This window comes from Nonomuraea sp. NPDC049709, assembly GCF_040674815.1.
Taxonomy (GTDB): Bacteria; Actinomycetota; Actinomycetes; order Streptosporangiales; family Streptosporangiaceae; genus Nonomuraea.
Window position 1 is genome coordinate 1 of sequence record NZ_JBFANM010000113.1, and the last position, 22,729, is coordinate 22,729.

A 22,729-nucleotide genomic window follows, 5' to 3' on the forward strand; every position below is an offset into this window, starting at 1 on the left:
CGTCGTTGGGGGGTGGTTTGGGGGGGCGTGGGTTGGGGGCGGGGGCGCGGGGGGGCGGGGGGGGGGTGGGGGGTGGTGGGGCCGGGGGGGGGGGGGCGGCGCCCCACAATCATCCGCGCGGGGGGCGGCCCCCCCCCCGGCTCTCAGGAGGGACCCGAACCGGAGATCCTGCGCCGGCGGCAGGATCTCCGGGGTCAGATCTGGCGGCTCAAGGCCCTGCGAAGGCGGTCGTTCGCCCGCTTGACCTCGCGCCGCGCCCGCTGCACGCGACTGACGCGCAGGATGAGGCGCTGTTCGGCCGCCTCGCGGTGGAGGGTTTGTATTCGGTCATTTACCAAGTCATGGATCAGATCCGGCACGGCAAGGCTCCTCGTCGAATGAACGCTCATTGGTTTGTTCGCTTTCTGGTGGTAGGTCCGGTGTTCAGGCAGCGACCGGGTGCTTGCGGGGACGCCCGCGCGGACGCTTACGGGGAACGATCGTTCCCCTGAGGATCAGCTCGCCACCCCAGACGCCCCACGGCTCCTCGCGCTCGAGCGCGCGGGCCAGGCAGGCCTTCTGGATCGGGCAGCCGCCGCAGAGAGCCTTGGCGAACTCGACGTCCTCCGGCGACTCGGCGAACCACAGGTCAGGGTCGGTACGACAGGGGATCTTGGCTTCGTCGATCAGGTCCATGATCGTCTTCGCCCCCATCTGCTTCTCCTTTTGATCGATCTTTTTGATCTTGGTCGGGCACCTCGTAGGTGGTCGGGGATCACGGACAAACAAGAAGGCCGCGGATCCTGTGTGCGGATCCGCGGCCTGGAGGCGGTTGCTTGCCGGTCAGGTTATGACCGGAGCATCCCTCCAGGGTGGCGGACCGCACAGTCCACCCTTGGTGAGCTGGCTGGTCGGCAGTTCGATACGTGCGTTGTAGACAGGAGCGCCTTGCTTCACGGCAGCGGCACCGGAGTGGGCGTGCGCATAGAAGGCGGCGGTCTGGCTACGGGCAGACTTCTCCTGCCGCAGCTTGGCGGGACCATCGACGAGTCTCACCAGGTCACGGCATGCGGAGGCGCGCCACTGCGTGGCCGACATCTTGATGCTGATCACCGGGGCTCACCTCCACTCTTGGGATCGTCGGAACAGGAGTGTCCGACTCGCTTGACCATGACCCTAAACCGGGAACCCGGGAAGGGGCAACATATTTTCTACCTGCGATTTCGTGTCTACTTCATCACGCGAATCATGGCTTCCTGGACGACCGAGACCACGAGTTCACCTGACGCCGTGTACATCTCCCCGCGGGCGAGCCCCCGGGCCCCCGCCGACCACGGGGATTCCTGAGCGTAGAGCAGCCAGTCGTCGGCCCGGAAGGGGCGGTGGAACCACATCGCGTGGTCCAGCGACGCGCCCATGACGTTCGAGGCGCCCCAGGCCATGCCGTGTGCCAGCAGTATCGTGTCGACCAGCGTGAAGTCGGAGGCGTACGCGGCCAGCACCACGTGCAGGAGCGGGTCGTCGGGCAGGTCGGCGTGATAGCGGAACCACACGTTGGTCTGGGCGCTGCGCAGCTCCGGGTTCGCGTACGCCTCCCAAGTGAGCGGCGAGGCGTACCTGGCGTCCACCGGGCGGGGGCGCGAGAGCCAGTCGCGCAGGTCCGGGTTGTCGCCGACCAGCTCGTACATCCTGTCCTGGAACGTCGGCAGCGTCTCCGGGTCGGGCACCGCCGGCATCGTCAGGGCCTGGTGCTCCACGCCCTCCTCGAAGACGTGGAACGACGCGGACATCGTGAAGATCGCCTTGCCGTGCTGGACGGCCACGATGCGGCGCGTGGTGAACGAGCGGCCGTCGCGGAGGCGTTCGACGTTGTAGACGATCGGGATGGACGGGTCGCCCGGCCGGATGAAGTAGGCGTGCAGGGAGTGCACGTTACGGTCCTTGGGCACCGTACGGCCGGCCGCCACCAGGGCCTGCGCCGCCACCTGGCCGCCGAAGACACGCTGGATGCGCTCCTCCGGGCTCCTGCCCCGGAAGATGTCGAGCTCGATCTGCTCCAGGTCGAGCAGATCCAGCAGCTCCTTCAGCGCCTCGTTCACGCGTCCGTCCCCCTTGTGTTTTCCGATTCTGGGACAAGTCTGACGTGTCGCCCATTCACGCCCAAAGGTGGGCCTGGTTTGTCTGATGATTCCCTGTCGCAGTTTCGCCGTTGTTACGGGACCCAGTTACGCGGCCCGGCTACGAAGCACGGCACAGGGCGAGGACGGCCTCACCGTACCGGTCGATCTTGACCTTGCCGACCCCCGCGATCGACAGCAGCTCCTGCTCCGTGGCCGGCGCCCGCTCGGCGATCGCCTGCAGCGTCACGTCCGTGAAGATGACGTAGGGGGGCACCTTGCTCTCCTTGGCCGTGGCGGTGCGCCACGACTTCAGGCGTTCGAGCAGGGCCTCGTCGTAGTCGGCCGGGCAGGTCGAGCAGCGGCCCAGCTTCTGCTCGGCCGCGACCACCAGCGTCTTGGCGCACACGCGGCAGCTCACCGGCGCGGCCACCTGGCGGCGTTCGCGGGTGGACGGGGCCACGCGCGGCGGCGACGAGGCGCGGCCGGTGAGGCCGTCGAGGAAGCGGGACGGGCGGCGGCTCTTGCGGCCCCCGGGGGCGCGGGCCAGGGCCCAGGAGAGCGAGAGGTGCTCCCTGGCGCGCGTGACGCCGACGTAGAGGAGGCGCCGCTCCTCCTCGATCTGCTCGGGGGTCTCCGCGTAGATGATCGGCAGCATGCCGTCGGTGACGCCGACGAGGAACACCGCGTCCCACTCCAGGCCCTTGGCGGCGTGCAGCGAGGCCAGGGTGACGCCCTCCACGGGGGGCGCGTGCTGCTCGGAGGCGCGGCGTTCGAGCTCGGCCACGAACGCGGGCAGGTCGGCCCCGTCCGCCGCCATGTCCTCGGCCAGGTCGGCCAGGGCCTTGAGCGACTCCCACTTCTCCCTGGCCTTGCCCCCGCCGGGCGGCGACGGGGTCAGGCCGATGCCGGCCAGTATGTGGTGCACCTCCCCGGCCAGCGGCTCACCGGCCGCGGAGCGGGCTGCGCCGCGCAGCAGGACGACCGCCTGGCGCACTTCCGGGCGTTCGAAGAAGCGCTCGGCGCCGCGCAGCACGTAGGGGATCTCGGCCTTGGCCAGAGCCTCCTCGTACGACTCCGACTGGGAGTTGACGCGGAACAGCACGGCTATCTCGCGCGACGGCACGCCCTTGTCGAGGAGCTTCCTGATGGCACGGGCCACGCCGGCGGCCTCGGCGGGCTCGTCGTCGTAGTCGTTGAACACCGGCCGGGGACCGTCGGGACGCTGGGCCACCAGCTCCAGGCGGTGCGGGGACTTGCCCTTGGCGATGACGAGGTTGGCCAGGTCGACGACCTGGGGGGTGGAGCGGTAGTCGCGGACGAGCTTGATGACGGCCGCGTCGGGGTGCTCCACCGCGAACCCGGTCAGGTAGCGCGGGCTGGCGCCGGTGAAGGAGTAGATCGTCTGGTTGGGGTCGCCGACCACGCAGAGGTCGTCGCGGCCGCCGAGCCAGGTGTCGAGCAGCAGCTTCTGCAGCGGGTTGACGTCCTGATACTCGTCGACCACGAAATAGCGGTATTGCTGGCGGATCTGCGCCGCCACCTCCTGGTGCTCGGTCATCACCGCCGCGGTCAGCTCGAGGATGGTCTCGAAGTCGACGAGGTGACGCTCGCGCCTGATCCGCTCGTACGACTCGTAGAGCCCGGCCACCTCCTCGGCCGCGATCGGCGGCGTGCGGTGATATTTGGCGGCGGCCGCGACGTAGTCTTCCGGGCCGATCTGGGTGACCTTGGCCCACTCGATCTCGGAGGCGATGTCCCGCAGCTCGGAACGGTCGGGGCTGCGGCGGACCTGGCGGCACGCCTCGGCCAGGACCGGGAGCTTCGACTCGATGACCGACGGGGCCTCGCCGCCGATCACCCGCGGCCAGAAGTAGGTGAGCTGGCGCAGCGCCGCGGCGTGGAACGTGCGCGCCTGGACGCCGGGGGCGCCGAGCGCGCGCAGCCGCTGGCGCAGCTCGCCCGCCGCGCGTGTGGTGAACGTCACGGCCAGGACGCTCTGCGCGTCCACGACTCCGCTGCGGACCGCGTACGCGATGCGGTGGGTGATCGCCCTGGTCTTGCCCGTGCCCGCACCCGCCAGCACGCACACCGGCCCGCGCACGGCCTCGGCGACCGCGCGCTGCTCGGGGTCGAGTCCGATCAGTACGTCGTCCGAGTTGTTCACCCGTACATCCTTCCAGCCGGTGGCGGTGAAGCACCTTATTCTGGCAACATGCGGGCCGACGTATGTTCCTAGTCATCGAGATGCAAAGAACTGGTCTCTTCCCCCACAATGGGGCCGACCACGTGCATGGGGGAAAGGAAGGCCGTGCGAACAGCGGTTTCCGTGAGCGTTCTCGCGCTCGCTGCCGTCGTGCTCACACCAGTCACCGCGAGCGCGGCCAAGGACCCCGCCCCCGGCCCCACGGTCAGCAACCCCGTGGACGCTGAGGGGCTCGGCGGGTTGTCCGTGGAGACCGTCCAGTACGGCTCCCACCAGCGCCAGAGCATGGACGTCTGGTGGACGCCCGACGGCCAGCAGCGGCCCGGGATCTTCCTCGTCCACGGCGGCTGGTGGTCCAGCGGTGACAAGAAGTACATGAAGGAGATCACCCGCGGCTACGCCGAGATGGGCTACACGGTCTTCAACCTCAACTACCGCCTCTCCGGCGACGCCGCCTGGCCCGCGCAGCGCACCGACGCCCTGGCCGCGATCGCCATGGCGCGCAAGCACGCCGACAAGTGGGCGTTCGACGCGGGCAACTACGTGCTGGTGGGCTTCTCCGCGGGCGGGCACATCGCGGCGGCCGTGGGCACGTACGGCGACGGCATCAACGGGCTCAAGGGCGTGGTCGGGCTGTCCCCGATCATCTCGCCGCTGCGCGCCTACTCCGACGGCGAGAAGGCCACCGACCCCAACAAGCGCAAGCTGCGCACGGCCGCCATCAAGCTGGCCGGCGGCTGCGCGCCCAAGGGCAAGTGCTCGCGCGTCTGGGCGAGCATGGAGGTGGCCTGGCACGCCAGCCGCAAGGACGCGCCGATGCTGACCATCCACTCGGCGGAGGAGTTCGTGCCGCCGGTGCAGAGCCAGCTGCTCAAGCAGATGCTCGGGCAGGTGGGCGTGCCGGTGACCGTGTTCACCGCGCCGGGGGTCAACCACAGCTCGCCGCTCTACCGGGAGCCCGGTGTGGCCGAGCGGGTGCAGGCGTGGATCGCCGAGCGGATCGGGTAGGGGACCGGACCAGGCAGATCCGGGATTAACCAGGAACTGGGCGTTGTTGCACCGATCGCCTGATTCCTTGACCTTGGAGGGTGTCCCGAGATGGCGCTCACGATCTACAGCACCACCTGGTGCGGCCCGTGCAAGCGGCTCAAGTCCCAGCTCGCTCGCGAGGGCATCAGCTTCGACGAGATCGACATCGAGCGTGACCCGTCGGCCGCCGACTTCGTGATGAGCGTCAACAACGGCAACCAGGTGGTGCCGACCGTCGTGATCGACACCCCCAACGGTCGCGTCGTGCGCACGAACCCCTCGGCCATCGAGGTCAAGGCCCTGCTCGAAGCGGCCTGACGGTCACCAGTCGCCGACGAGCTCGCCGCCGTACCAGGTCTCGATCAGGCGGCGGGCGATCGACACGGGAGGCGGCAGGCGCAGCTCGCCCGACTCCAGCGCCCGTGCCATCTCCTCCCTGGAATACCAGTGCGCCTCGGCGATCTCGTCGGCGTCGGGGGTGAGCGCGGTCGTCATCGCCTCGGCGAAGAAGCCGAGCATGAGGCTGCGCGGGAACGGCCAGGGCTGGCTGCCGAGATAGCGCGGGTTGGTGACGACGATGCCGACCTCCTCGGCGACCTCGCGCACGACGGCCGCCTCCAGCGACTCCCCCGGCTCCACGAACCCCGCCAGGATCGACAGCCGCCCCTCCGGCCAGTGCGGCCCGCGGGCCAGCAGGCAGCGGTCGTCCGCGTCGCGGACGAGCATGATCACGGCCGGGTCGACGCGCGGGAAGTGCTGGCTGGAGTCCTGCGGGCAGACGCGGATGTGGCCGCCGGCCGCGACGTCGGTGCGGCTGCCGCAGCGCGGGCAGAACTCGTGCGTCGAGTGCCACGCCTCCAGCGCCACGGCGTAGACCAGCAGGCCCGCGTCGCGGTCGCCGAGCAGGCCCCCAGCCTGGCGCAGCCCGGCCGCCACCGGCTGGCCCTCCGGCGTGTCGCGCAGGGTCATCGGGATCGTGACGCGGCCGTTGAGGTCGCCGTTGGGCAGGCCCGGCAGCGGCGCGGCCACCGCGAAGTAGGCGACCCCGTCTTCGAGGCCCAGCAGGTAGCGCGGCCCCGGTGGCGCGTCCGCGGGCGTGAACAGCACCGCCTGCACCTCGTCTCCCGACCGCCGCACCAGCGTGTGACCGTTGTCGATCACCAGCACCCTGGTCGCGGGATCGGACCACGCCCGCTCCAGCCACCCGTCGTCGGCCCGCAGCGCCGAGGACCGGTCGATGGTGCCGCGTGCGAGGAGCAGCGGTCCGATGAGTTGCTCTTCCGCGGTCGTCTCCACTGGCCGCCCCCTCCTGAATCCCATGTCATCCTATGACCTCGCAGTTAGCCGGCGATTACGGTATCCGGGCCCCGGGGTGATCTCTCGGGGGCTAAGATCGACGAGTTAGGTTAGCCTTACCTGATTCTTCGGGGGTGCCTTCGCGTTGCGGCTCTACCTGACCGCGCTCAAACCAACCGATTCCGTGACGGACGGCTTCCTGCCGGCGGCCCGGGCACTCGGTTGCGAGGTCACGATCCTCACCGACCGGCCCGAGCACCATCCGCACGCGGTGGCGTGTGACGTGCGGGACCCCCGCGCTCTCATCGACGCCGTCGAACACCTCGGCAGGCCGGACGCGATCTTCACCAACTCCGACCACCTGCAGGCGGAGACCGCGCTCGCCGCATCCTACTTCGGACTGCCGGGCAAGGACTGGCGGGCGTGCGCGGCGGCCAAGAACAAGTTCCTGGCGCGGCGCAGGCTGGCGGAGGCCGGGGTCGAGCGGGTGTTCTCCGTACGGCTGGGGCCCGGCGACCCGGTGCCGGAGCACCCGCCGTACCCGGTCGTGCTGAAGCCCCGCGAGGGGGTGGCCAGCGAGGACGTGATGCTGGTCGAGAGCGACCTGGTCGGGGCGGTGGCCGAGGTCAGGCGGCGGCGGCCGGGCGAGGCGCTGGTCGTGGAGGAATACCTCGAAGGGCCGCTGCGGACGCTGGAGACGCTGGGGGACGACGGCGGGCTGCGGGTGCTCGGGGGGTTCGAGACGACGCTCGGGGCGTTGCCGTACTTCGTGGAGGAGCGGCTCGACTGGGCGCCGCCGGACGGGTCGCACGGGCACGTGCTGGCGGCGTTGCGGGCGCTCGGGGTGGGGTTCGGGGCCTGCCACACCGAGTACGTGGTCACCCCCGCCGGGCCCCGGATCATCGAGGTGAACTACCGGGTGATCGGGGACCACTGCGACTTCCTGCTGGGTGAGGTGCTCGGGGTGCCGCTGTTCGAGTGGATCCTGCGGGTGCACCTTGGGCAGCGCGTGCCGGCCGTGCCGGACGCCGCCGGCAGGCACGCGAGCGCGGTCAGCCTGGTCGCGGACCGGCCCGGGACGATCAAGGACGCCCCCGGGCACGAGTCCGTGGTCAGCGGCGACGTGCGGCTGTGGCACCGGCCGTTGCGCGAGGTGGGGGACGTCGTCTCCCTGACGCACACCAACAGGGACTACCTGGGCGTGGTGCGGGCGGTCGGGCCCGATCGGGCGCGGGTGGACGCGGCCGTGGCGGAGTACCGGGCCGCGCGGCCGTGGGTGGTCGAATGAGCGCTCGGGAGGCGTACCTGGCCGCCCGGGTGCTCGACGCGCTGCTGCGCGAGGACTACGGCGGGCTGGCCTCCCGCGTCACCAGGACCAAGGACGGGGTCGGGCTGCTGCTGGCGGACGGGCGATGGGTCCGGCTGGCGCCCGGGGTGCTGTTCCAGGACTTCGTGGTCGCGCCGGACGAGCGGCTGGGGCTGGAACAGGTGCTGGAGACGCTGGTGGAGCTCGCCCACCCGGCGGACTCCGAAGGGGTGGCGGCCTTCTTCGAGGAGTGCCTGGCCGCGCTGGCGGCGCTGGAGCTGCACGACGGGGTGGCGGAGGAGGTGCTGCGGTCCGGGCCCTCTTACGAGACACTGGCCGCCTTCGTGGACCACCCGGTCTACCCGACGTCGCGGGCTCGGGTGGGGCTGTCCGAAGACGATCTGCGGGCGTACGCGCCGGAGTTCGGGCCCTCGTTCGAGCTGCGGTGGGCGGTGGTGCCGGGCTCCGCCGACCGGCTGCCTCCCGACGTGGCGCCGCCGTTCGGTGGCGATCTCGGGGCCGGCGAGGTGCTCTTCCCGGTGCATCCGCTGGCCGTGGACGAGGTACGGAAGATCGACGGGGTGCGGGTGCTGGACGAGTCGGCCGTATGGGTGCGGCCCACGCTGTCCATGCGGACCGTCGAGGTCGGCCCGCGCGTGCATCTCAAGCTGCCCCTGCCCATCAGCACCCTGGGCGTCAGGAACCGGCGCTCGATCAAGCCGGGCGTCCTGGCCGACGGGGCCCGGGCCGAGCTGCTGCTGCGCGAGCTGGCCGACCCCGACGTCGTGCCGGCCGACGAGCAGACCCACGCGCACGCCGGGCACGAGTATCTCGCCTGGATGGTCCGGCGGCTGCCCGAGGGCGAGATCGTGCCGGTCGCCGCGCTGGGCGCGCCCGGTGTGCTCGACGGGCTGGGCGACGTGCTGCCGGACTATCTGCGGCTGCTGCTGCGGTGGAACGTCAAGCTCTTCGTACGCTACGGCGTCGCCCTGGAGGCCCACCAGCAGAACCTCGCCCTGATCCGCGGCGGCGACCGCCTGCGGCTGCTGGTCAAGGACAACGACGGCCTGCTGGCCTCGCCTTCGCGGCTGCGCGCCGCCGGGGTCGAGGTGCCGGCCTTCGCCGACGAGCGGATGCTGACCGACGACCCCCACGCCCTGGCCGACGTGTTCGTGACCATCACGCTGCACCTGGCCGCCGCCGCCGTGACGTTCGCGGCGCTGCCGCACGACCGGGCCGCCGCGCTGCTGCGCGACACGCTGGCCGAGGCCCTCGACGAGTACGGCGACGACCCCATGGCCAGGCTCCTGCGCGCCAGGACGCTCGACGCGGCCCGGCTCACCGGCAAATCCATGATCACTGCCGGGACGCTGGTGTCCAAGGAACGTTCCGGCGCGCGCGACATCAACAAGTTCTACGGCACCAGCGGGCCGAACTACCTGAGGAGAGCTTGAATGCCCGGACTAGCCATCGACGCGCCCTCCGGCCTGGCCGAGGAGGCGACGCTGGCGGCCCTGCTGCGCTGCTGCGTGCGGGAGGTGGCCGGGCCGCGCGGGTTGGTGTGGCCGGCACCGCCGTACCTGCTGCTGCGGGTGGCGGGGGTGCTGCTGCGGGCCCGTACGCACGGCGGGGCGGCCCTGCGCTTCGACGGCCCGCCCGAACGCCTGCGGGCCGGCGCCTGGCAGCCGCTGTCCACCGACGAGCTGGTCGGCCTGGTCGAGGCGGAGCTGCAGGGGCACAACGGCGAGTTCGCCGGGCAGGTGGCGGCCAGCAGGGACGCCGTGGCGGCGATCCTGGCCGCCCGGGCCGGGGCCGTGCCGCCCGCCGACCCCTGGCTGGCCTCGGAGCAGGCGCTGGTGTACGGCCACCCGTTCCACCCCAGCCCCAAGGCGCGCGGCGGGGACGGCTGGCTGCGGTACGCGCCGGAGGCGCATGCCGAGTTCCCCGTCCGGCTGCTCGGCGTGCGGGAGGACGTGCTGGCCGAGGAGGGCGACGTGGCGGCGCTCGACGCGATGGGCCGGGCGCCCGCCGGGTACCGGGTGCTGCCGGCGCATCCGTGGCAGCTCGACCTGCTGCGGCCGGTCCTCGGGGGCGAGCTGCTCGACCTGGGGCCGGGGCCCGTCGTGGTGCCGACCTCGTCCGTACGGACCGTCTACGCCCCTGCGGCGGAGGTCTGCCTGAAGTTCTCCCTGGACGTCCGGATCACGAACTGCGTGCGGAAGAACGCCTGGTACGAGCTGGCCGGCGCGGTGGAGCTGACCGGACGGCTGACGCCCGTCTTCGAGAAGGTGGCGGCCGAGCACCCCGCCACCCGCTGGCTCCCCGAGCCCGGCCACCGGTCGGCCGCCCTGGGCACCCGGCTCCACGAAGGGCTCGGGGTGATCGTCAGGCAGAGCCCGTGGGCCGTCTGCGACCCCGGCGTCACCCCGGTCCTGGCCGCCGCCCTCGCCCTGGACGCCCCGGCACACGATCCGCTCGCGTGGTGGCGGGCGTACGTGACGGTGGTCGCGCTGCCGGTCCTGGAGCTGTACTTCACGCACGGCGTGGTGCTGGAGCCCCACCTGCAGAACGTCCTGGTCGGCCTGGACGCCTCCGGAACGCCCGCGCAGGCCGTCTTCCGCGACCTGGAGGGCACCAAGCTCGTCACGGGCCGCCACGACCTCGGCGGCCTGCATCCCGAGGTGGCCCGCGCGCTCAGCTACGACGCCGAGCGCGGCTGGGCCCGCGTGGTCTACTGCCTGCTCGTCAACCACCTGACCGAGATCGCCGCCACGGTCGCGGGTGAGGACGACGGGCTGCTGCGCGAGCTGTGGCGGATCGCCCGCGACCTGCTCGCCCGCCAGGCCGCCGGTCTGGGCTGGCCGCTGCCCCTGTCGGACCTGCTGGCGGGGGCGCCCCTGCCGGCCAAGGCGAACCTGGGGGTGCGCTGGGCCAGGGCGGCCGACCGCGCGGCCGGCTACGTCCCGATCGCGAACCCGCTCGCATGATCGGGCCGCGCGTCCAGGAGGCCGCTCTGGGCCTCGCGGAGGTCCCGGCCTACCTCTATGACCTGCCGGCGCTGGACGAGCATGTCGCGTCCGTACGGCGGGCGCTGGGGGCCACCGAGCTGTACTACGCCGTCAAGGCCAATCCCGACGCCGAGCTGCTACGGGTGCTGGCGGGGCACGTGGACGGGTTCGAGGTGTCGTCGGCGGGCGAGCACGCGCACGTGACGGCCCTGTTCCCGGGCATGCCGGTGGCGCTGGGCGGGCCCGGCAAGACCGACGCCGAGCTGCGGCTGCCGCACCACCGCCTGCACGTCGAGTCCCCGAACGAGCTGCGCCGCCTGCTCGGCACCGGGCTGGAGGCGGACGTGCTGCTCAGGCTCAACCCGGACCTGCCGGTCGAGGGCGCGGCGCTGACGATGAGCGGGCCGTTCGGGATGGACGAGGCCGGGGTGGCGGAGTGCCTGCCGCTGTTCGGCGACCGCGTACGGCTGCGCGGCCTGCACACCCACCTGGCCAGCGGGCTGGCGGCGCCGCAGCTCCTGGGGCTGGCGGGTGCGCTGCTGGACAACGCCTACGAGGAGGTCAACCTGGGCGGCGGGATGGCGGTCTCCTACGCCACGCCGGAGTCCAGGTTCGACTGGGCCGCCTACGGGGCGGGGCTGGCCGGGCTGGGACGGGGCAGGCGGCTGCGGATCGAGCCCGGGCGGGCGCTGACCGTCTACTGCGGCTACTACGTGACGAAGGTCGTGGACGTGAAGCGGGTGCGCGGGCAGGCGTACGCGATCCTGCTGGGCGGCACGCACCATCTGCGCACGCCGGTGACCAAGGGGCACGACCAGCCGCTCCACGTCCTGCGTACGGGCAGGGGCGGCGTGGCCGGCGAACCGGTCACGTTCGTCGGCCAACTCTGCACCCCAAAAGACCTTTTTGCCCGAAATGTCGTGACTTCAGTGGGGGTCGGGGACACCGTGGTGTTCGAGATGGCCGGGGCCTACGCCTGGAACATCTCGCACCACGACTTCCTCATGCACCCGAAGCCGGCTTTCCACTATCTAAGAGCCTGACACCCTCGATGAGCGCGACCAGGCCGTCGGCGTCGAGCAGGTCGACCGGACGCACGGTGCGGTTGGCGCGTACATAGTGGAAGGCCGCGCCCACCTGCTCCAGCGGCACGCCCGCCAGGTGTGCCCAGGCCAGCCGGTAGGCGGCGAGCTGCACCGTGGCCGCCTTCGCCGCCTTGCCCCTGGGCGGCTGGCCGGTCTTCCAGTCGACCACCTCGTAACCGCCGCCCGCCCGCTCGAAGACGGCGTCCATCCGCCCGCGCACCAGCCGATCAGCGATCATGGTCTCGAACGGCACCTCGAGATCGACCGGCCGCCGGTCGGCCCACTCGCTCTCCTCGAACCGCTCCTGCAGCTCGGCCAGCCGCACGTCGGCCTCTTCGAGCTCCTCGTCGTAGAGCTCGAAGTCGTCGATCAGCCGCTGCTGGTCCCACCGGGTCTCCAGCCACTTGTGGAACGAGGTGCCCCGGCGGGCCAGCGGCGCCGGCTTGACCGGGACCGGCCGCCGGATCCTGCGGGCCAGCTCGCGCGGGTCGGCGGCCAGCGTGACCAGCGACGACACGGTCAGCTTCGTGGGCAGCTCGACGGTCGTCGCGGGCTTGCGCCGGTGCAGCTCGCGCTCGCGCAGCAGCAGGTCGGTGTCGCGCTCCCAGGCGCGCAGGCGCTCCTCCTCGTAGGCCCGCAGCGGCTCGTCCTCGTCGTCCGGCCCGAGCGTGCCGGCCAATGCGTCCTCGACCAGCCGGGCGCCGTCGAGCACGGACTCGTAGCGCAGCCCCTCGGGCGTGACCGGCCAGGTGGCCTCGGCGGGCTCGGCGAGCAGCGGGTTCGTCGCGCCCTCGGCCAGGTCGCCGGCCCAGAACGAGATCCGGTCGGCGGTGTCGCGGATCTCCAGCAGGAAGTCGGACGGCTCCAGGGGCTTGGTCGCGGTGCCCCACCGGTAGCCGGAGGCGATCAGGTGGTAGTGGGCGCGGGTCACGGCCACGTACGCGAGCCTGCGCTCCTCCATCAGGTCGCGCTCGCGGCAGTGCTCGTCGAAGGCCGCCAGCTCCTCCTTGCTCAGCCCGCCCAGCCGGGGCAGGTCGGCGGCGTCGCCGCGCAGGGTGTAGGGGAGCTTGCGCGGGTTGTCGGTCCAGCGGCTGTTCATGACCGGTGTGGCGGGGAAGATGCTGCCCGTCGCGATCGTCCCCTTCGAGCTGACGAGCTGCGACAGGCCGGGCACCACCACGATCGGCCACTCCAGGCCCTTCGAGGCGTGCACGGTCATCAGCTTGACGCTGTTGCTCTCGCCGACCCGGCCCGCCTCCAGCCCGAACTCCTCGCTCTCCGCCGCCTGCAGGTAGGCCAGGAACGCCCCCAGCGTCGGGTCCTCCGAGTCGCCCGCGAACCTGGAGGCCGCGTCGAGGAACGCGTCGAGATCCGCCCGCGCCGCGAACGCCCCCGCCGTGCCGCTGCGCGCGGCCACCTCGACGTCGAGGCCGAGCCTGCGCTCGACCTCGGTGATCAGGTCGGGCAGCGGCTGAGCGGTGTGCGCGCGCAGGTGGCGCAGCTCGTGGGCGAGCGCGACCAGCCTGGTGCGGGCCAGCGGCGAGAACGGCTCCAGCCACGCCTCCCGGTCGGGCAGCTCGTCCAGCGCGTCCACCAGGCTGCCGCGCTCCTCGGCCAGGTCGGCCACCACCTGGTCGAGCGGGTCCTCCTGGCGGCGGCTGTCGCTCAGCTCGCGGGCCAGCTCCCTGGCGCGCTCGCCCAGCACCCGCAGGTCCGCCGGGCCGATCCGCCAGCGGGGGCCGGCCAGCAGCCTGGCCAGCGCGTCGCCGGCCGTGGGGTCGTACAGGACGCGGAGGGTGGCGACGATGTCGTTGACCTCGGGCACGGTGAGCAGGCCGCCGAGGCCGACGACCTCGACCGGGATGTCGCGGTCCTCGAGGGCCCGGCGCAGCGCGGGGAACTGCGAGCGCTTGCGGGCCAGGATGGCGACGTCCTGCGGCTGCACGGCCAGCGTCTTCTTTCGCTCCCTCTCGCCCCAGGGCAGGCCGTCGGGGGCGACCTCCTGGCCGAGGATCTTGGCGATCCCGTCGGCGATCCACCTGGCCTCGTCCTCGGCGGTCTCGTGGAAGGCGCAGGTGACGCGGCCCCGGTCGACCCGGTTGGGGCCGGGGACCAGGACCGGGACCTCGCGGGCCTCCATGCGGAGCGGGAGCTGCACCCGGGCGGCGACGTCGAGGACCCGGTCGCCGTTGCGGAAGCTGACGCTGAGCTGGCGGACCGGGGCCGGGTCGCCCGTGCCGGTGCGGAAGTCGCGGGAGAAACGGCGCAGGTTGCCGGCCGAGGCGCCGCGCCAGCCGTAGATCGACTGGCACGGGTCGCCCACGGCGGTGACCGCGTGGCCGCCGCCGTAGAGGGAGCGCAGCAGGACGAGCTGGGCGTGGCTGGTGTCCTGGTATTCGTCGAGCAGGACCACGGAGTAGCGGGAGCGCTCGATCTCGCCGACCTCCTTGTGGCCGGCGGCGATCCGGGCGGCCAGCGACATCTGGTCGCCGTAGTCGATGACCTCGCGCCGGCGCTTGAGCCGTTCGTACGCCTCCACCAGCGGCAGGAGCTGCTCCCTCGCCGCCTGGACGGTGAGCGGCTTGCGCTGGGCGAGCGTCGTCCGGCCGGGGAGCAGGGCGTGCCTGTCCTGCAGCCACTCCCCCACCCGCCGTACGTCGGAGCCGGCCCGCAGGTGCTCGGACAGCTCGCCCGCCAGCTCCAGCAGGGCGGCCGTGACCGACGGCGGGCCCAGCTCGATCTTGTCCATCGGCCCGTCGTACATCGCCACCACCCGCGAGGCGAGCTGCCACGACACGGCCGGCGTGACCAGGCGCATGGTGGGCTCCAGCCCCTCGCGCAGGGCGTGGTCGGTGACCAGGCGGGCGGCGTAGGCGTGGTAGGTGGACACGGTCGGCTCGTTGTCGAGCGCGCCCGGCGCGACCAGGCCGGCCTCCGCCAGGCCGTTGAGCCGCTCCCTGACCCTGGTGGCCAGCTCGGCGGCGGCCTTGCGGGTGAAGGTGAGCCCCAGCACGTTCTCCGGTTTGACCAGGCCGTTGGCGACCAGCCAGACCACACGGCCGGCCATGGTCTCGCTCTTGCCGGAGCCGGCGCCGGCCATGACGACCATCGGCTCCAGCGGGGCCTCGATGACCTCCGCCTGCTCGGGGGTCGGGGGCAGGACGCCGAGCTTGCCGGCGAGTTCGGCGGGGGTCAGCACACCTGGCCCCCGTTGTCGTTGACCGGGCAGCTCGCCCTGGCCGCGCAGGTGCGGCAGCCGTCGTTGACCTTGGCCTGGAAGAACGGGCCGGACATGCCGGTGGCCACCGTGTCGACCAGGTCCTTGGCCCAGCCGGGATCCTGGTCCTCGGCCAGCGCGCCCTGCTTCTGCTCCAGGGCGTCGTTCTTGCCCGCTGCCTTGCCCAGCTGCACCAGCGCCGCGCCGCCCGGCTCGGTCATGCCGTGCCGGGCGAACGCGCCCAGCAGCGCGGCCAGCTGGTAGACGCCGAGCTGCGGGTGGCGGTCGAGGTCGCCGGCCTTGGGCTTGGAACCGCCCGTCTTGAGGTCGATGATCACCGCGCGGTTGTCCGAGTCGCGCTCCACGCGGTCGACCCGGCCCTTGATCTGGACGCCCTCCGAGACCATCGCCGTGAACGCCTCCTCCAGGGCCACCAGCTCGCGCGGGTTCTCCTTGTGCCAGCGCAGGAACTTGCCGATCATCTGCTCGGCCACCTGGCGCTGCTTGCGGTTGTACCAGACACCGCCGAAGTCGAGGTCGCTCCAGATCTGGTCGAGGCGGTCGCCCAGGAGGTCTTCGCTGGGCAGGTCGGTGGCCGCCAGGACGGCCAGGGCGTGGATGACGTTGCCCAGGCCCTGGGCGGTGCTGGTGCCCGCCGCGCCGACCGCCGTCTCCAGCAGCCAGCGCAGGCCGCACTTGGTGAAGCTCTCGACCGCCGAAGGCGAGATGTTGACGATCCCGTCGGGCCAGCTCAGGGGGCGGTCGTCGGAGATGGGGGTGAGGGCGTACCAGTCGTTGGGGTGGGCGCCCTGGACCCCGGCGGCGGCCAGGCGGGCCAGCTGCCGCGCCGCCTTCTGCCGGAGCCTGCCCGGTTTGGTGGGGTCGGTCACCGCGCTGCGGAGGTCGGCGACCAGGGCGGACATGTTCAGCCAGCGGGCCCGGTCGTCCACCGTGGCCGTCTCGACCGCGCCCGGCATCAGCTCCGACAGGAACCTGGACGGGCGCTCGTCGGTGTCCTCGCCGCCGACGGCGGTGACCACCAGCCTGCTCCTGGCCCTGGTGGCGGCCACGTAGAACAGCCTGCGCTCCTCGGCCAGCAGCTTGGAGGCCAGCGAGGCGGCGCTCGGCTCCGCTCCCTCCACCACCTCCACGAGGTCCTCCACGCCCAGCATCGACCCGCGCAGGCGCAGGTCGGGCCAGATGCCCTCCTGCACGCCCGCCACGACCACGACGTCCCATTCGAGGCCCTTGGAGCGGTGGGCGGTCAGCACGCGTACGGCGTCGCCGTCAGGGGCCCGGTCGGCCAGCGTGTCGCCGGGGATCTCCTGGGCGGCCAGGTCGTCGAGGAACACCTCGGGACCCGCCATCGGCATCCGGTCAACGAACCTGGCCGCGTGGTCGAAGAGGGCCACCACGGCGTCGAGGTCGCGGTCGGCCTGGGCGCCCCTGGGGCCGCCCGCCAGGCTCAGGTCGGTCCAGCGCGCGGCCAGGCCGCTGCCCTGCCAGACGGCCCACAGGAGGTCTTCGGCGGTGCCCTCCTGCCGGGCGGCCTCGCGGGCGTCGGCCAGCAGCTTGGCCACGCGCTCGGCCGGGAGGGCGATGTGGGGCTCGACGCGGGTCAGCTCGCGGACGTCCTTGACTGCGGCCACGAGCAGCTCGCCGGACGAGCGCGGCTTGCCGGGCAGCGGCTCCGCCTCGTCGGCGGCGGCGCTCATGGCCTCGTTCTCGGCGATCTTGAGCGCGCGGCGGAGGCGGCGTACGCCGATCATGTCGGTGCCGCCGAGCGGGCCCGTCAGCAGCTCCTCCGCCACCCCCTCGTCGAGCTGGGACGGGTCCATCGCCACGCGCAGCATGGTGAGCAGCGGCCGCACGCCCGGCTCCTGCGCGATCGGCACCTCGTCGCCCGCGATCATGGTCGGCACCCCGGCGTTGACCAGCGCCCGCCGCAGCAGCGGCACCTGCCGCTTGGCCGAGCGGACCAGCACCGCCATCCGGTGCCAGGGCACCCCGTCGATCAGGTGGGCGCGGCGCAGCGTGTCGGCCACGATCGCCGCCTCCTGGCTGGTGCTGTCGGCCAGCAGCACCCGCACGTCGCCGGGGTCGGCGTCGGGCAGCGGCAGCAGGTCGCGGTGCCCGTGGCGCTGGTCGTGCTCCGGCGCGGGGGCCACCGGCAGCCTGGCGGCCACCCGGCGGGAGGCCTCCAGCAGGTCGGCGCCGCTCCTGCGGCACACCCGCAGCGCCAGCACCGGGGCCTCGCGGCCGTGGAGGGTCTTGAAGCGCTCGGGGAACTTCATGATGCCCTGCACGTCGGCGCCCCGGAACCCGTAGATCGACTGGTCGGGGTCGCCGACCGCGACCAGGTCGCGGCCGTCGCCGGCGAGCTGGGTCAGCAGCAGCTCCTGGGCCGGGTCGGTGTCCTGGTATTCGTCCACGAACACCACGTCGTGCGCCGCCCGCTCGCGCTCGCGCACCTGGGGATCGGCCAGCAGCGCGGTGGCGGCCCCGATCAGCTCGGCGTAGTCGTAGGTCTCCTCGGGAGCCAGGTCGAACCGGTCCTGGTAGCGCTCGGCGAACCGCCCCACCGCCACCCAGTCGCCGCGCCCGTGCAGCCGGCCGAGCGCGACCAGCCGCTCCGCGTCGAGCCCGCGCTCGTTGGCCCGGGACAGGAAGTCGCGCAGCTCCTCGGCGAAGCCGCGCGTCTTGAGCGGCTCGCGCAGCGACACGGGCCAGCCGGGCGCGCCGTTCTCCAGCTCGCCGTGGAGCAGCCGCCGGATCTCCAGCAACTGCTCGGGACCGGTGAGCAGGCGCGGCGGGGCCTTGCCCGCCAGCACGGACTCGCGGCGCAGCAGCGCGTAGGCGTAGGAGTGGAAGGTCAGGGCGAGCGGGGTGCGGGTGGTGCGGCGCAGCCGCGCGGTGACGCGCTGGCGCAGCTCCTCGGCGGCCTTGCGGCTGAAGGTGAGGATGAGCACGCGCTCGGGGTCGAGGCCGCGCCGCTCGATCCGGTCGACCACGCTCTCGACGATCGTGGTGGTCTTGCCGGTGCCCGGACCTGCGAGAACGAGGAGGGGCCCGCTCCGGTGCTCGACCACGGCACGCTGGTGCTCATCGAGCTCAGGCGGCACATTCGGCCCCCCGCCACCTCTTCGCACCAACCGCCAGGTCTGAGCACTCACAGCACTAGATTCCACCAGACCACAGGGGTAGATCGTGCCGACTTGCCCGGTCTCCCCTCGCGATCCGCCTACGGTATCGAGGCAAATGCCAGGTTTAGTGGTGACACGCCGGGGGCTTGTTCGCCACCAGCGTCATCGGAGCCGCGATATATCTTGACAGCACTTTGACGCGATATATCGTCTTTTCATGACCAAGACCAGCAAGGGGTACAAAGGCATCGGCATGGAGGGCGCCATCGCCCGCTGGTACGCCACCAGCAACGGCAAGGCCCTCGCCAGGTACGACGAGCAGGTCGCCAGGACCCGGGAGTACGCCGCCAAGGGGGCCAGGATCCTGGAGGTGGCCCCCGGCCCCGGCTACCTGTCGATCGCCCTGGCCAGGACCGGCGACTACACGGTCACGGGGCTCGACATCAGCGAGACGTTCGTCGCGATCGCCCGCGCCGAGGCGGCCGAGGCCGGCGTGGAGGTGGACTTCCGGCTCGGGAACGCGGCCGCGATGCCGTTCAACGACGACAGCTTCGACTTCCTCATCTGCTGCGCCGCGTTCAAGAACTTCTCCGACCCCGCCGGGGCGCTGCGGGAGATGCGCCGGGTCCTGCGGCCGGGCGCCTGCGGGCTCATCGTCGACCTGCGCAAGGACGTGTCCAGGCAGGCCGTGGACGACGACGTGGCGCTGATGCGGATGGGCGCGATGTCCAGGGCGTTCACCAGGCTCGCGCTGCGGTCGTTCCTGCCCCGGCGGGCGTACACCAAGTCCGGGTTCGAGGCGCTGCTGGCGGACGCGGGGTTCGCCTCGTACGAGGTCAGGCAGTCGCCGCTGACCCTGGAGGTCGAGCTCCGGACGTGACTTCGCCCGATTTCCCACATACGGAGCGTGTGGCCTTGTAACGTAGGGTCAACATTTCGCCTCGTGCGGGGGTTCGATCGCATGCGATGGCAGGTGCACTCCGAGAAGTCCCTCTACACCGACGAATGGCTGGACGTCCGGGTTGCGGACGTGGAGTTGCCCGACGGGCGCCATCTCGATCACCGGCTCGTCCGCGCGGCGCCCGGCGCGGGGGCCGTCGTCACCGACGACAAGGACCGCGTGCTGCTCATCTGGCGCCACCGCTTCATCACCGACAGCTGGGGCTGGGAGATCCCGCTCGGGCAGGTCGACGACGGCGAGATGCCGCGGGCGGCCGCGGCGCGCGAGGTCGAGGAGGAGACCGGCTGGCGGCCCGGGCCGCTGCGGCCGCTGCTGTCGATCCAGCCGAACAACGGGTTCTCCGACGACCTGCACCACATCTACCGGGCCGAGTCGGCCAGGCACATCGGGCCGCCCTCCGACCCCTGGGAGGCCGAGCGGGTGGAGTGGGTGCACCTCGCCGGGGTGCGCAAGCTCATCGACAACGGGGAGATCGTCTGCGGGACCAGCATGTCGGCCCTGCTCTACCTGCTCGCCGAGAACCTCCCGGAGCACGCCGTGCCGAAGGCGGCGGACCTGGCCTTCGACACGGGCTACGACCCGGGCCGGAGATATCTCCTGCCCGACGATCTTCCCGAACTCTTCTGAGGGCGCCTCAGGAGAAGAGGTGGTCCACCACCCGGGCGGTGGCCTTGCCGTCGTCGCGGGGGGCGAACGTGGCGCGGAAGGCGTCGTAGCGGTCCGCGTGGGCCGCCGCCACCTCGTCGATCGACCGCAGCGCCTCGACCACCTCCGCCGACGTCGACAGCAGCGGGCCGGGCGCCTGCTCGGGCAGGTCCACGTAGAGGCCCCGCTTCGAGGAGTATTTCGCCAGGTCGTAGCCGTAGAGCACGATCGGCTTGCCGGTGGCGGCGAAGTCGAACATGACCGAGGAGTAGTCGGTCACCAGCACGTCGGCCACGAGCAGGAGATCAGCGATGTCCGGATATGTAGTGACGTCGCGGGCGATGTCGGGGACGGCGGGCATGGCCTGCATCGGGTGAGCGCGTACGAGGATCTCGTGGTCGGCGCCCAGCGCCTCGCGGGCCTTGGCCAGATCGAGCTTGACCATGGCGTTCTTGCGGTCGTAGTCGCGCCACGTCGGCGCGTACAGGACCACCCGCTTGCCCGGGACCAGCCCCAGCCGCTCGCGCACGGCCGCGGCCAGGGCGTCCCGGTCGGGCGAGTTGAGCACGTCGTTGCGCGGCAGGCCGCTCTCCAGGATCTCGCCCTTGTAGCCGAACGCCTTGCGCAGCACCGGCGTGGCCCAGGGCGACTGCGACAGCAGCAGGTCCCAGCCGCGCACCTCGGCCGCCTGGCGGTGCCAGATCGGCGGCCTGGGGTCGCGCTGCATGTGGGGCTGGTCGTTGCCGATCAGCTTGGCCGGGGTGCCGTGCCACGTCTGCACCACCACCTGGTCCTCGCGGGCGCGGAACCAGACGGGCAGGAACGAGTTGGTGAAGATGTGGCGGGACCTGGCCAGGGCCTCGTGGTGCTCGCGGCTGCCCGCGCGGACGGCGGTCGCGCCGCCGGGCGGCACGAAGGCGCCGTCCTTGACGATCCAGATGTGCTCGCGGTCGTCGCCCCTGCGCAGCCGCTCCTCGTAGATGGCGCGGACGCTGTCGGCGTAGAGGCGGCCGTCGTTGACGACGTAGACGGTCGAGTCGCGCAGCGGCTCGGTGCGCTGGGCCGGGTAGAAGACGCGGCGCAGGACGTGGGTGCCCGCCACCCCGCGCTCCTCGGCCGGCCTGGCCTCCTCGACCGTGATCACCGGCACGTCGAAGCGGGTCGAGATCATGCGGTAGACGTGGCCGCCGAGCGTGCGCGGAGCCTCGTCGAGGCCGCCCAGGGCCGCGTGGTCCATGCGCAGTGGAACGATCTCACCCGACGGGTGGCGCAGCGACAGGTTCCAGGTGCCGGAGGACAGCGGCACGGCCTCGCCGAAGCGGTCCATGGACGCGGGCTCGACGCGTACGGAGAACTCCTCGCCGGAGCGCTCCATCGGCAGCCAGTAGGACAGCCCGGACCGGTGCCGCAGCGTCAGCGTGCGGGAGCCCTCGGCGTCGGGGTAATGGCCGCGCAGGACGAGCGCCTCGCCCTCCCAGAGCGCCGAGGTGATCACCGGGCGGATGCGGTGGGCGGAGACGACGACCCGGTCGCGGCGGTCGCCGAGCACGGTGATCTCGCGGTCGCCCACGGGCGTGCGGGTCTCCGACGCGTCGGCCAGCATGACGGAGGCCGCCGGGTCGCCCTTGGGCTCGACCCAGAGCCGCCGGCCGTCCTTCTCCTGGAGGAGGGCCGGCACGGCCAGCCCGACCAGCACCTGCGTGCCGTCGCCGGACGGCGTGAAGTCGGCCGCGATGCGGTGGCCGCCCAGCCTGGCGTGACCCTTGGTCACCTGGCGGCCGGGCAGGAAGATCTTCAGCTCGAGGCGGTCGCCGTCGACGGACACGCCGGTCAGCTCGGCCCGGTTGGGCTGGAGCACGACCTGCAGCGCCCGGTCCGACGTCCAGACCGGCCGGACCCACCAGCCGGGCTTCAGCTTGAGCCCCGCGGGCCGCTCGGGGCGGCCGATGGAGGAGCCGCGCAGCAGGCCCGTCGCCCGCGCGCCCCGGCTCCAGAACACGATCTCGGCCCGCCACGTCGTCGCGTCGGGCACGGAGGGCCGGTGGCGCATGCGGCGGCGCACGCCGTGGACCATGCCGCGTACGGCGCCGCGCCAGCGCAGCGGCCACGGGCTCAGCTCGGCGGTGAAGCCGGACCAGTCGTAGTTGCAGCCCGGCTCGCGCGCGCCGTGGGTGGCCTCGGGGGCCAGGACCCGGCGGGTGCGCATGCGGATCGGCGGCAGCCAGCGCGGCCCGCGCAGCACCACGGTCGCCCAGTTGAACCGGCGGCTGCGGACGGAGAGCCCGGCCAGGTAGGCGAAACCGGACACGCGCAGCTTGCCGTCGGCCCAGACGATGTCGTCGATGTGGGTCACCGGCACCAGGTCGGAGCGGCGCAGGCGGTAGAGGTCGGGCGGCAGCTCGTCGCGGAAGGGCAGGTCGGCGTACCAGCTCAGGCCCTTGCGGATGCGCTTGGACGGCTCCGCCGCCGCGGCCACCACCGTGGCGAGCGTCTCGCCGTCGACGAGCTCGTCGTCGGGGCGGTGCTCGATGAGGTGGCAGATGAGCCGGCGCGCGACCGGCAGGTCGCGTTTGACCCCCGCGTCCACGCCGGCGAGGTAGGGGCGTACGAGATCGAGCATCTCGCGCCGCCGGGCGGCGCCGCGTTTGACCGCCAGCTCGATGCGCGACCCCAGGGGGCCGCTGAGCACCTCGGCGTCGAACGCCGCGTCGCGACCGCCAGGGCCGACCGCTCGCAT

General features: G+C 72.4%; 17 protein-coding genes. 8 read left to right on the top strand and 9 right to left on the bottom strand.

Features of this window, described 5'->3' with window-relative positions:
- Positions 1-194: 194 nt before the first annotated feature.
- The 5 genes from AB0J69_RS55975 to AB0J69_RS55995 form a co-directional block, all read right to left on the bottom strand.
- Positions 195-359, bottom strand: coding sequence for a hypothetical protein (locus tag AB0J69_RS55975; RefSeq protein WP_364136421.1), 165 nt, complete (start codon positions 357-359; stop codon positions 195-197).
- 64 nt (positions 360-423) lie between these two features.
- On the bottom strand, positions 424-693 hold the full coding sequence (locus AB0J69_RS55980) for a WhiB family transcriptional regulator (protein WP_080045300.1): 270 nt from the start codon (positions 691-693) through the stop codon (positions 424-426).
- Between the two features lie 129 nt (positions 694-822).
- Positions 823-1,092, bottom strand: coding sequence for a hypothetical protein (locus tag AB0J69_RS55985; RefSeq protein WP_364136423.1), 270 nt, complete (start codon positions 1,090-1,092; stop codon positions 823-825).
- Between the two features lie 116 nt (positions 1,093-1,208).
- Positions 1,209-2,078, bottom strand: coding sequence for an acyl-CoA thioesterase II (tesB, locus tag AB0J69_RS55990; protein ID WP_364136425.1), 870 nt, complete (start codon positions 2,076-2,078; stop codon positions 1,209-1,211).
- Between the two features lie 139 nt (positions 2,079-2,217).
- The gene (locus AB0J69_RS55995) at positions 2,218-4,263 is read right to left on the bottom strand and encodes an ATP-dependent DNA helicase UvrD2 (RefSeq protein WP_364136427.1); all 2,046 of its coding nucleotides are present in this window, start codon (positions 4,261-4,263) and stop codon (positions 2,218-2,220) included.
- Positions 4,264-4,425: 162 nt separating this feature from the next.
- Here AB0J69_RS55995 and AB0J69_RS56000 point away from each other — a divergent pair, with 162 nt between their 5' ends.
- Together AB0J69_RS56000 and AB0J69_RS56005 are read left to right on the top strand one after the other, a co-directional pair.
- Positions 4,426-5,310, top strand: coding sequence for an alpha/beta hydrolase (locus AB0J69_RS56000; protein WP_364136429.1), 885 nt, complete (start codon positions 4,426-4,428; stop codon positions 5,308-5,310).
- 90 nt (positions 5,311-5,400) lie between these two features.
- Entirely contained in the window at positions 5,401-5,649 is a 249-nt protein-coding gene (locus AB0J69_RS56005; protein WP_364136431.1) for a mycoredoxin, read from the top strand.
- A gap of 3 nt (positions 5,650-5,652) precedes the next feature.
- On the opposite strand, the gene nudC is transcribed toward AB0J69_RS56005, so the two are convergent.
- Entirely contained in the window at positions 5,653-6,627 is a 975-nt protein-coding gene (gene nudC / locus AB0J69_RS56010) for an NAD(+) diphosphatase (protein WP_364136433.1), read from the bottom strand.
- Positions 6,628-6,772: 145 nt separating this feature from the next.
- On the opposite strand from nudC, the gene AB0J69_RS56015 reads away from it, so the two are divergent.
- Genes AB0J69_RS56015 through AB0J69_RS56030 form a run of 4 tightly spaced genes read left to right on the top strand, consistent with a single transcriptional unit; the run spans position 6,773 to position 11,984 of the window.
- The gene (locus AB0J69_RS56015) at positions 6,773-7,915 is read left to right on the top strand and encodes a siderophore biosynthesis protein (protein WP_364136435.1); all 1,143 of its coding nucleotides are present in this window, start codon (positions 6,773-6,775) and stop codon (positions 7,913-7,915) included.
- Entirely contained in the window at positions 7,912-9,387 is a 1,476-nt protein-coding gene (locus tag AB0J69_RS56020) for an IucA/IucC family protein (protein WP_364136437.1), read from the top strand. Before AB0J69_RS56015 ends, AB0J69_RS56020 begins: the two co-directional genes overlap by 4 nt.
- A complete protein-coding gene (locus tag AB0J69_RS56025; protein WP_364136439.1) occupies positions 9,388-10,920 on the top strand; it encodes an IucA/IucC family protein in 1,533 nt (510 codons plus the stop codon).
- Positions 10,917-11,984 (top strand): type III PLP-dependent enzyme, encoded by a 1,068-nt coding sequence (locus AB0J69_RS56030; protein ID WP_364136441.1) that lies wholly within the window; start codon positions 10,917-10,919, stop codon positions 11,982-11,984. Before AB0J69_RS56025 ends, AB0J69_RS56030 begins: the two co-directional genes overlap by 4 nt.
- Here the strand turns inward: AB0J69_RS56030 and AB0J69_RS56035 are convergent.
- Positions 11,944-15,225 (bottom strand): ATP-dependent DNA helicase, encoded by a 3,282-nt coding sequence (locus tag AB0J69_RS56035; RefSeq protein ID WP_364136443.1) that lies wholly within the window; start codon positions 15,223-15,225, stop codon positions 11,944-11,946. The genes AB0J69_RS56030 and AB0J69_RS56035 overlap by 41 nt on opposite strands.
- Positions 15,219-18,365, bottom strand: a complete 3,147-nt coding sequence (locus AB0J69_RS56040; protein WP_364136445.1) for an ATP-dependent DNA helicase — start codon at positions 18,363-18,365, stop codon at positions 15,219-15,221. The genes AB0J69_RS56035 and AB0J69_RS56040 overlap by 7 nt, the downstream gene beginning before the upstream one ends.
- 238 nt (positions 18,366-18,603) lie before the next feature.
- Between AB0J69_RS56040 and AB0J69_RS56045 the strand changes: the two genes are divergently transcribed.
- Both AB0J69_RS56045 and AB0J69_RS56050 read left to right on the top strand, forming a co-directional pair.
- The gene (locus tag AB0J69_RS56045; RefSeq protein WP_364136447.1) at positions 18,604-19,266 is read left to right on the top strand and encodes a class I SAM-dependent methyltransferase; all 663 of its coding nucleotides are present in this window, start codon (positions 18,604-18,606) and stop codon (positions 19,264-19,266) included.
- An 81-nt stretch (positions 19,267-19,347) separates the two neighbouring features.
- Positions 19,348-19,974: an NUDIX domain-containing protein gene (locus AB0J69_RS56050; protein ID WP_364136449.1), complete on the top strand. Its 627-nt coding sequence runs from the start codon at positions 19,348-19,350 to the stop codon at positions 19,972-19,974.
- 7 nt (positions 19,975-19,981) lie between these two features.
- Here AB0J69_RS56050 and AB0J69_RS56055 read toward each other — a convergent pair whose 3' ends face one another.
- Positions 19,982-22,729, bottom strand: a complete 2,748-nt coding sequence (locus tag AB0J69_RS56055) for a CDP-glycerol glycerophosphotransferase family protein (protein WP_364136451.1) — start codon at positions 22,727-22,729, stop codon at positions 19,982-19,984.

Coding starts and splice junctions, on each gene's coding strand:
- AB0J69_RS55980 (WP_080045300.1), bottom strand. CDS start 693: ATGGGGGCGAAGACGATCATGGACCTGATCGACGAAGCCAAGATCCCC.
- AB0J69_RS56005 (WP_364136431.1), top strand. CDS start 5,401: ATGGCGCTCACGATCTACAGCACCACCTGGTGCGGCCCGTGCAAGCGG.
- AB0J69_RS56020 (WP_364136437.1), top strand. CDS start 7,912: ATGAGCGCTCGGGAGGCGTACCTGGCCGCCCGGGTGCTCGACGCGCTG.
- AB0J69_RS56025 (WP_364136439.1), top strand. CDS start 9,388: ATGCCCGGACTAGCCATCGACGCGCCCTCCGGCCTGGCCGAGGAGGCG.
- AB0J69_RS56030 (WP_364136441.1), top strand. CDS start 10,917: ATGATCGGGCCGCGCGTCCAGGAGGCCGCTCTGGGCCTCGCGGAGGTC.
- AB0J69_RS56045 (WP_364136447.1), top strand. CDS start 18,604: ATGACCAAGACCAGCAAGGGGTACAAAGGCATCGGCATGGAGGGCGCC.
- AB0J69_RS56050 (WP_364136449.1), top strand. CDS start 19,348: ATGCGATGGCAGGTGCACTCCGAGAAGTCCCTCTACACCGACGAATGG.
- AB0J69_RS56055 (WP_364136451.1), bottom strand. CDS start 22,729: ATGCGAGCGGTCGGCCCTGGCGGTCGCGACGCGGCGTTCGACGCCGAG.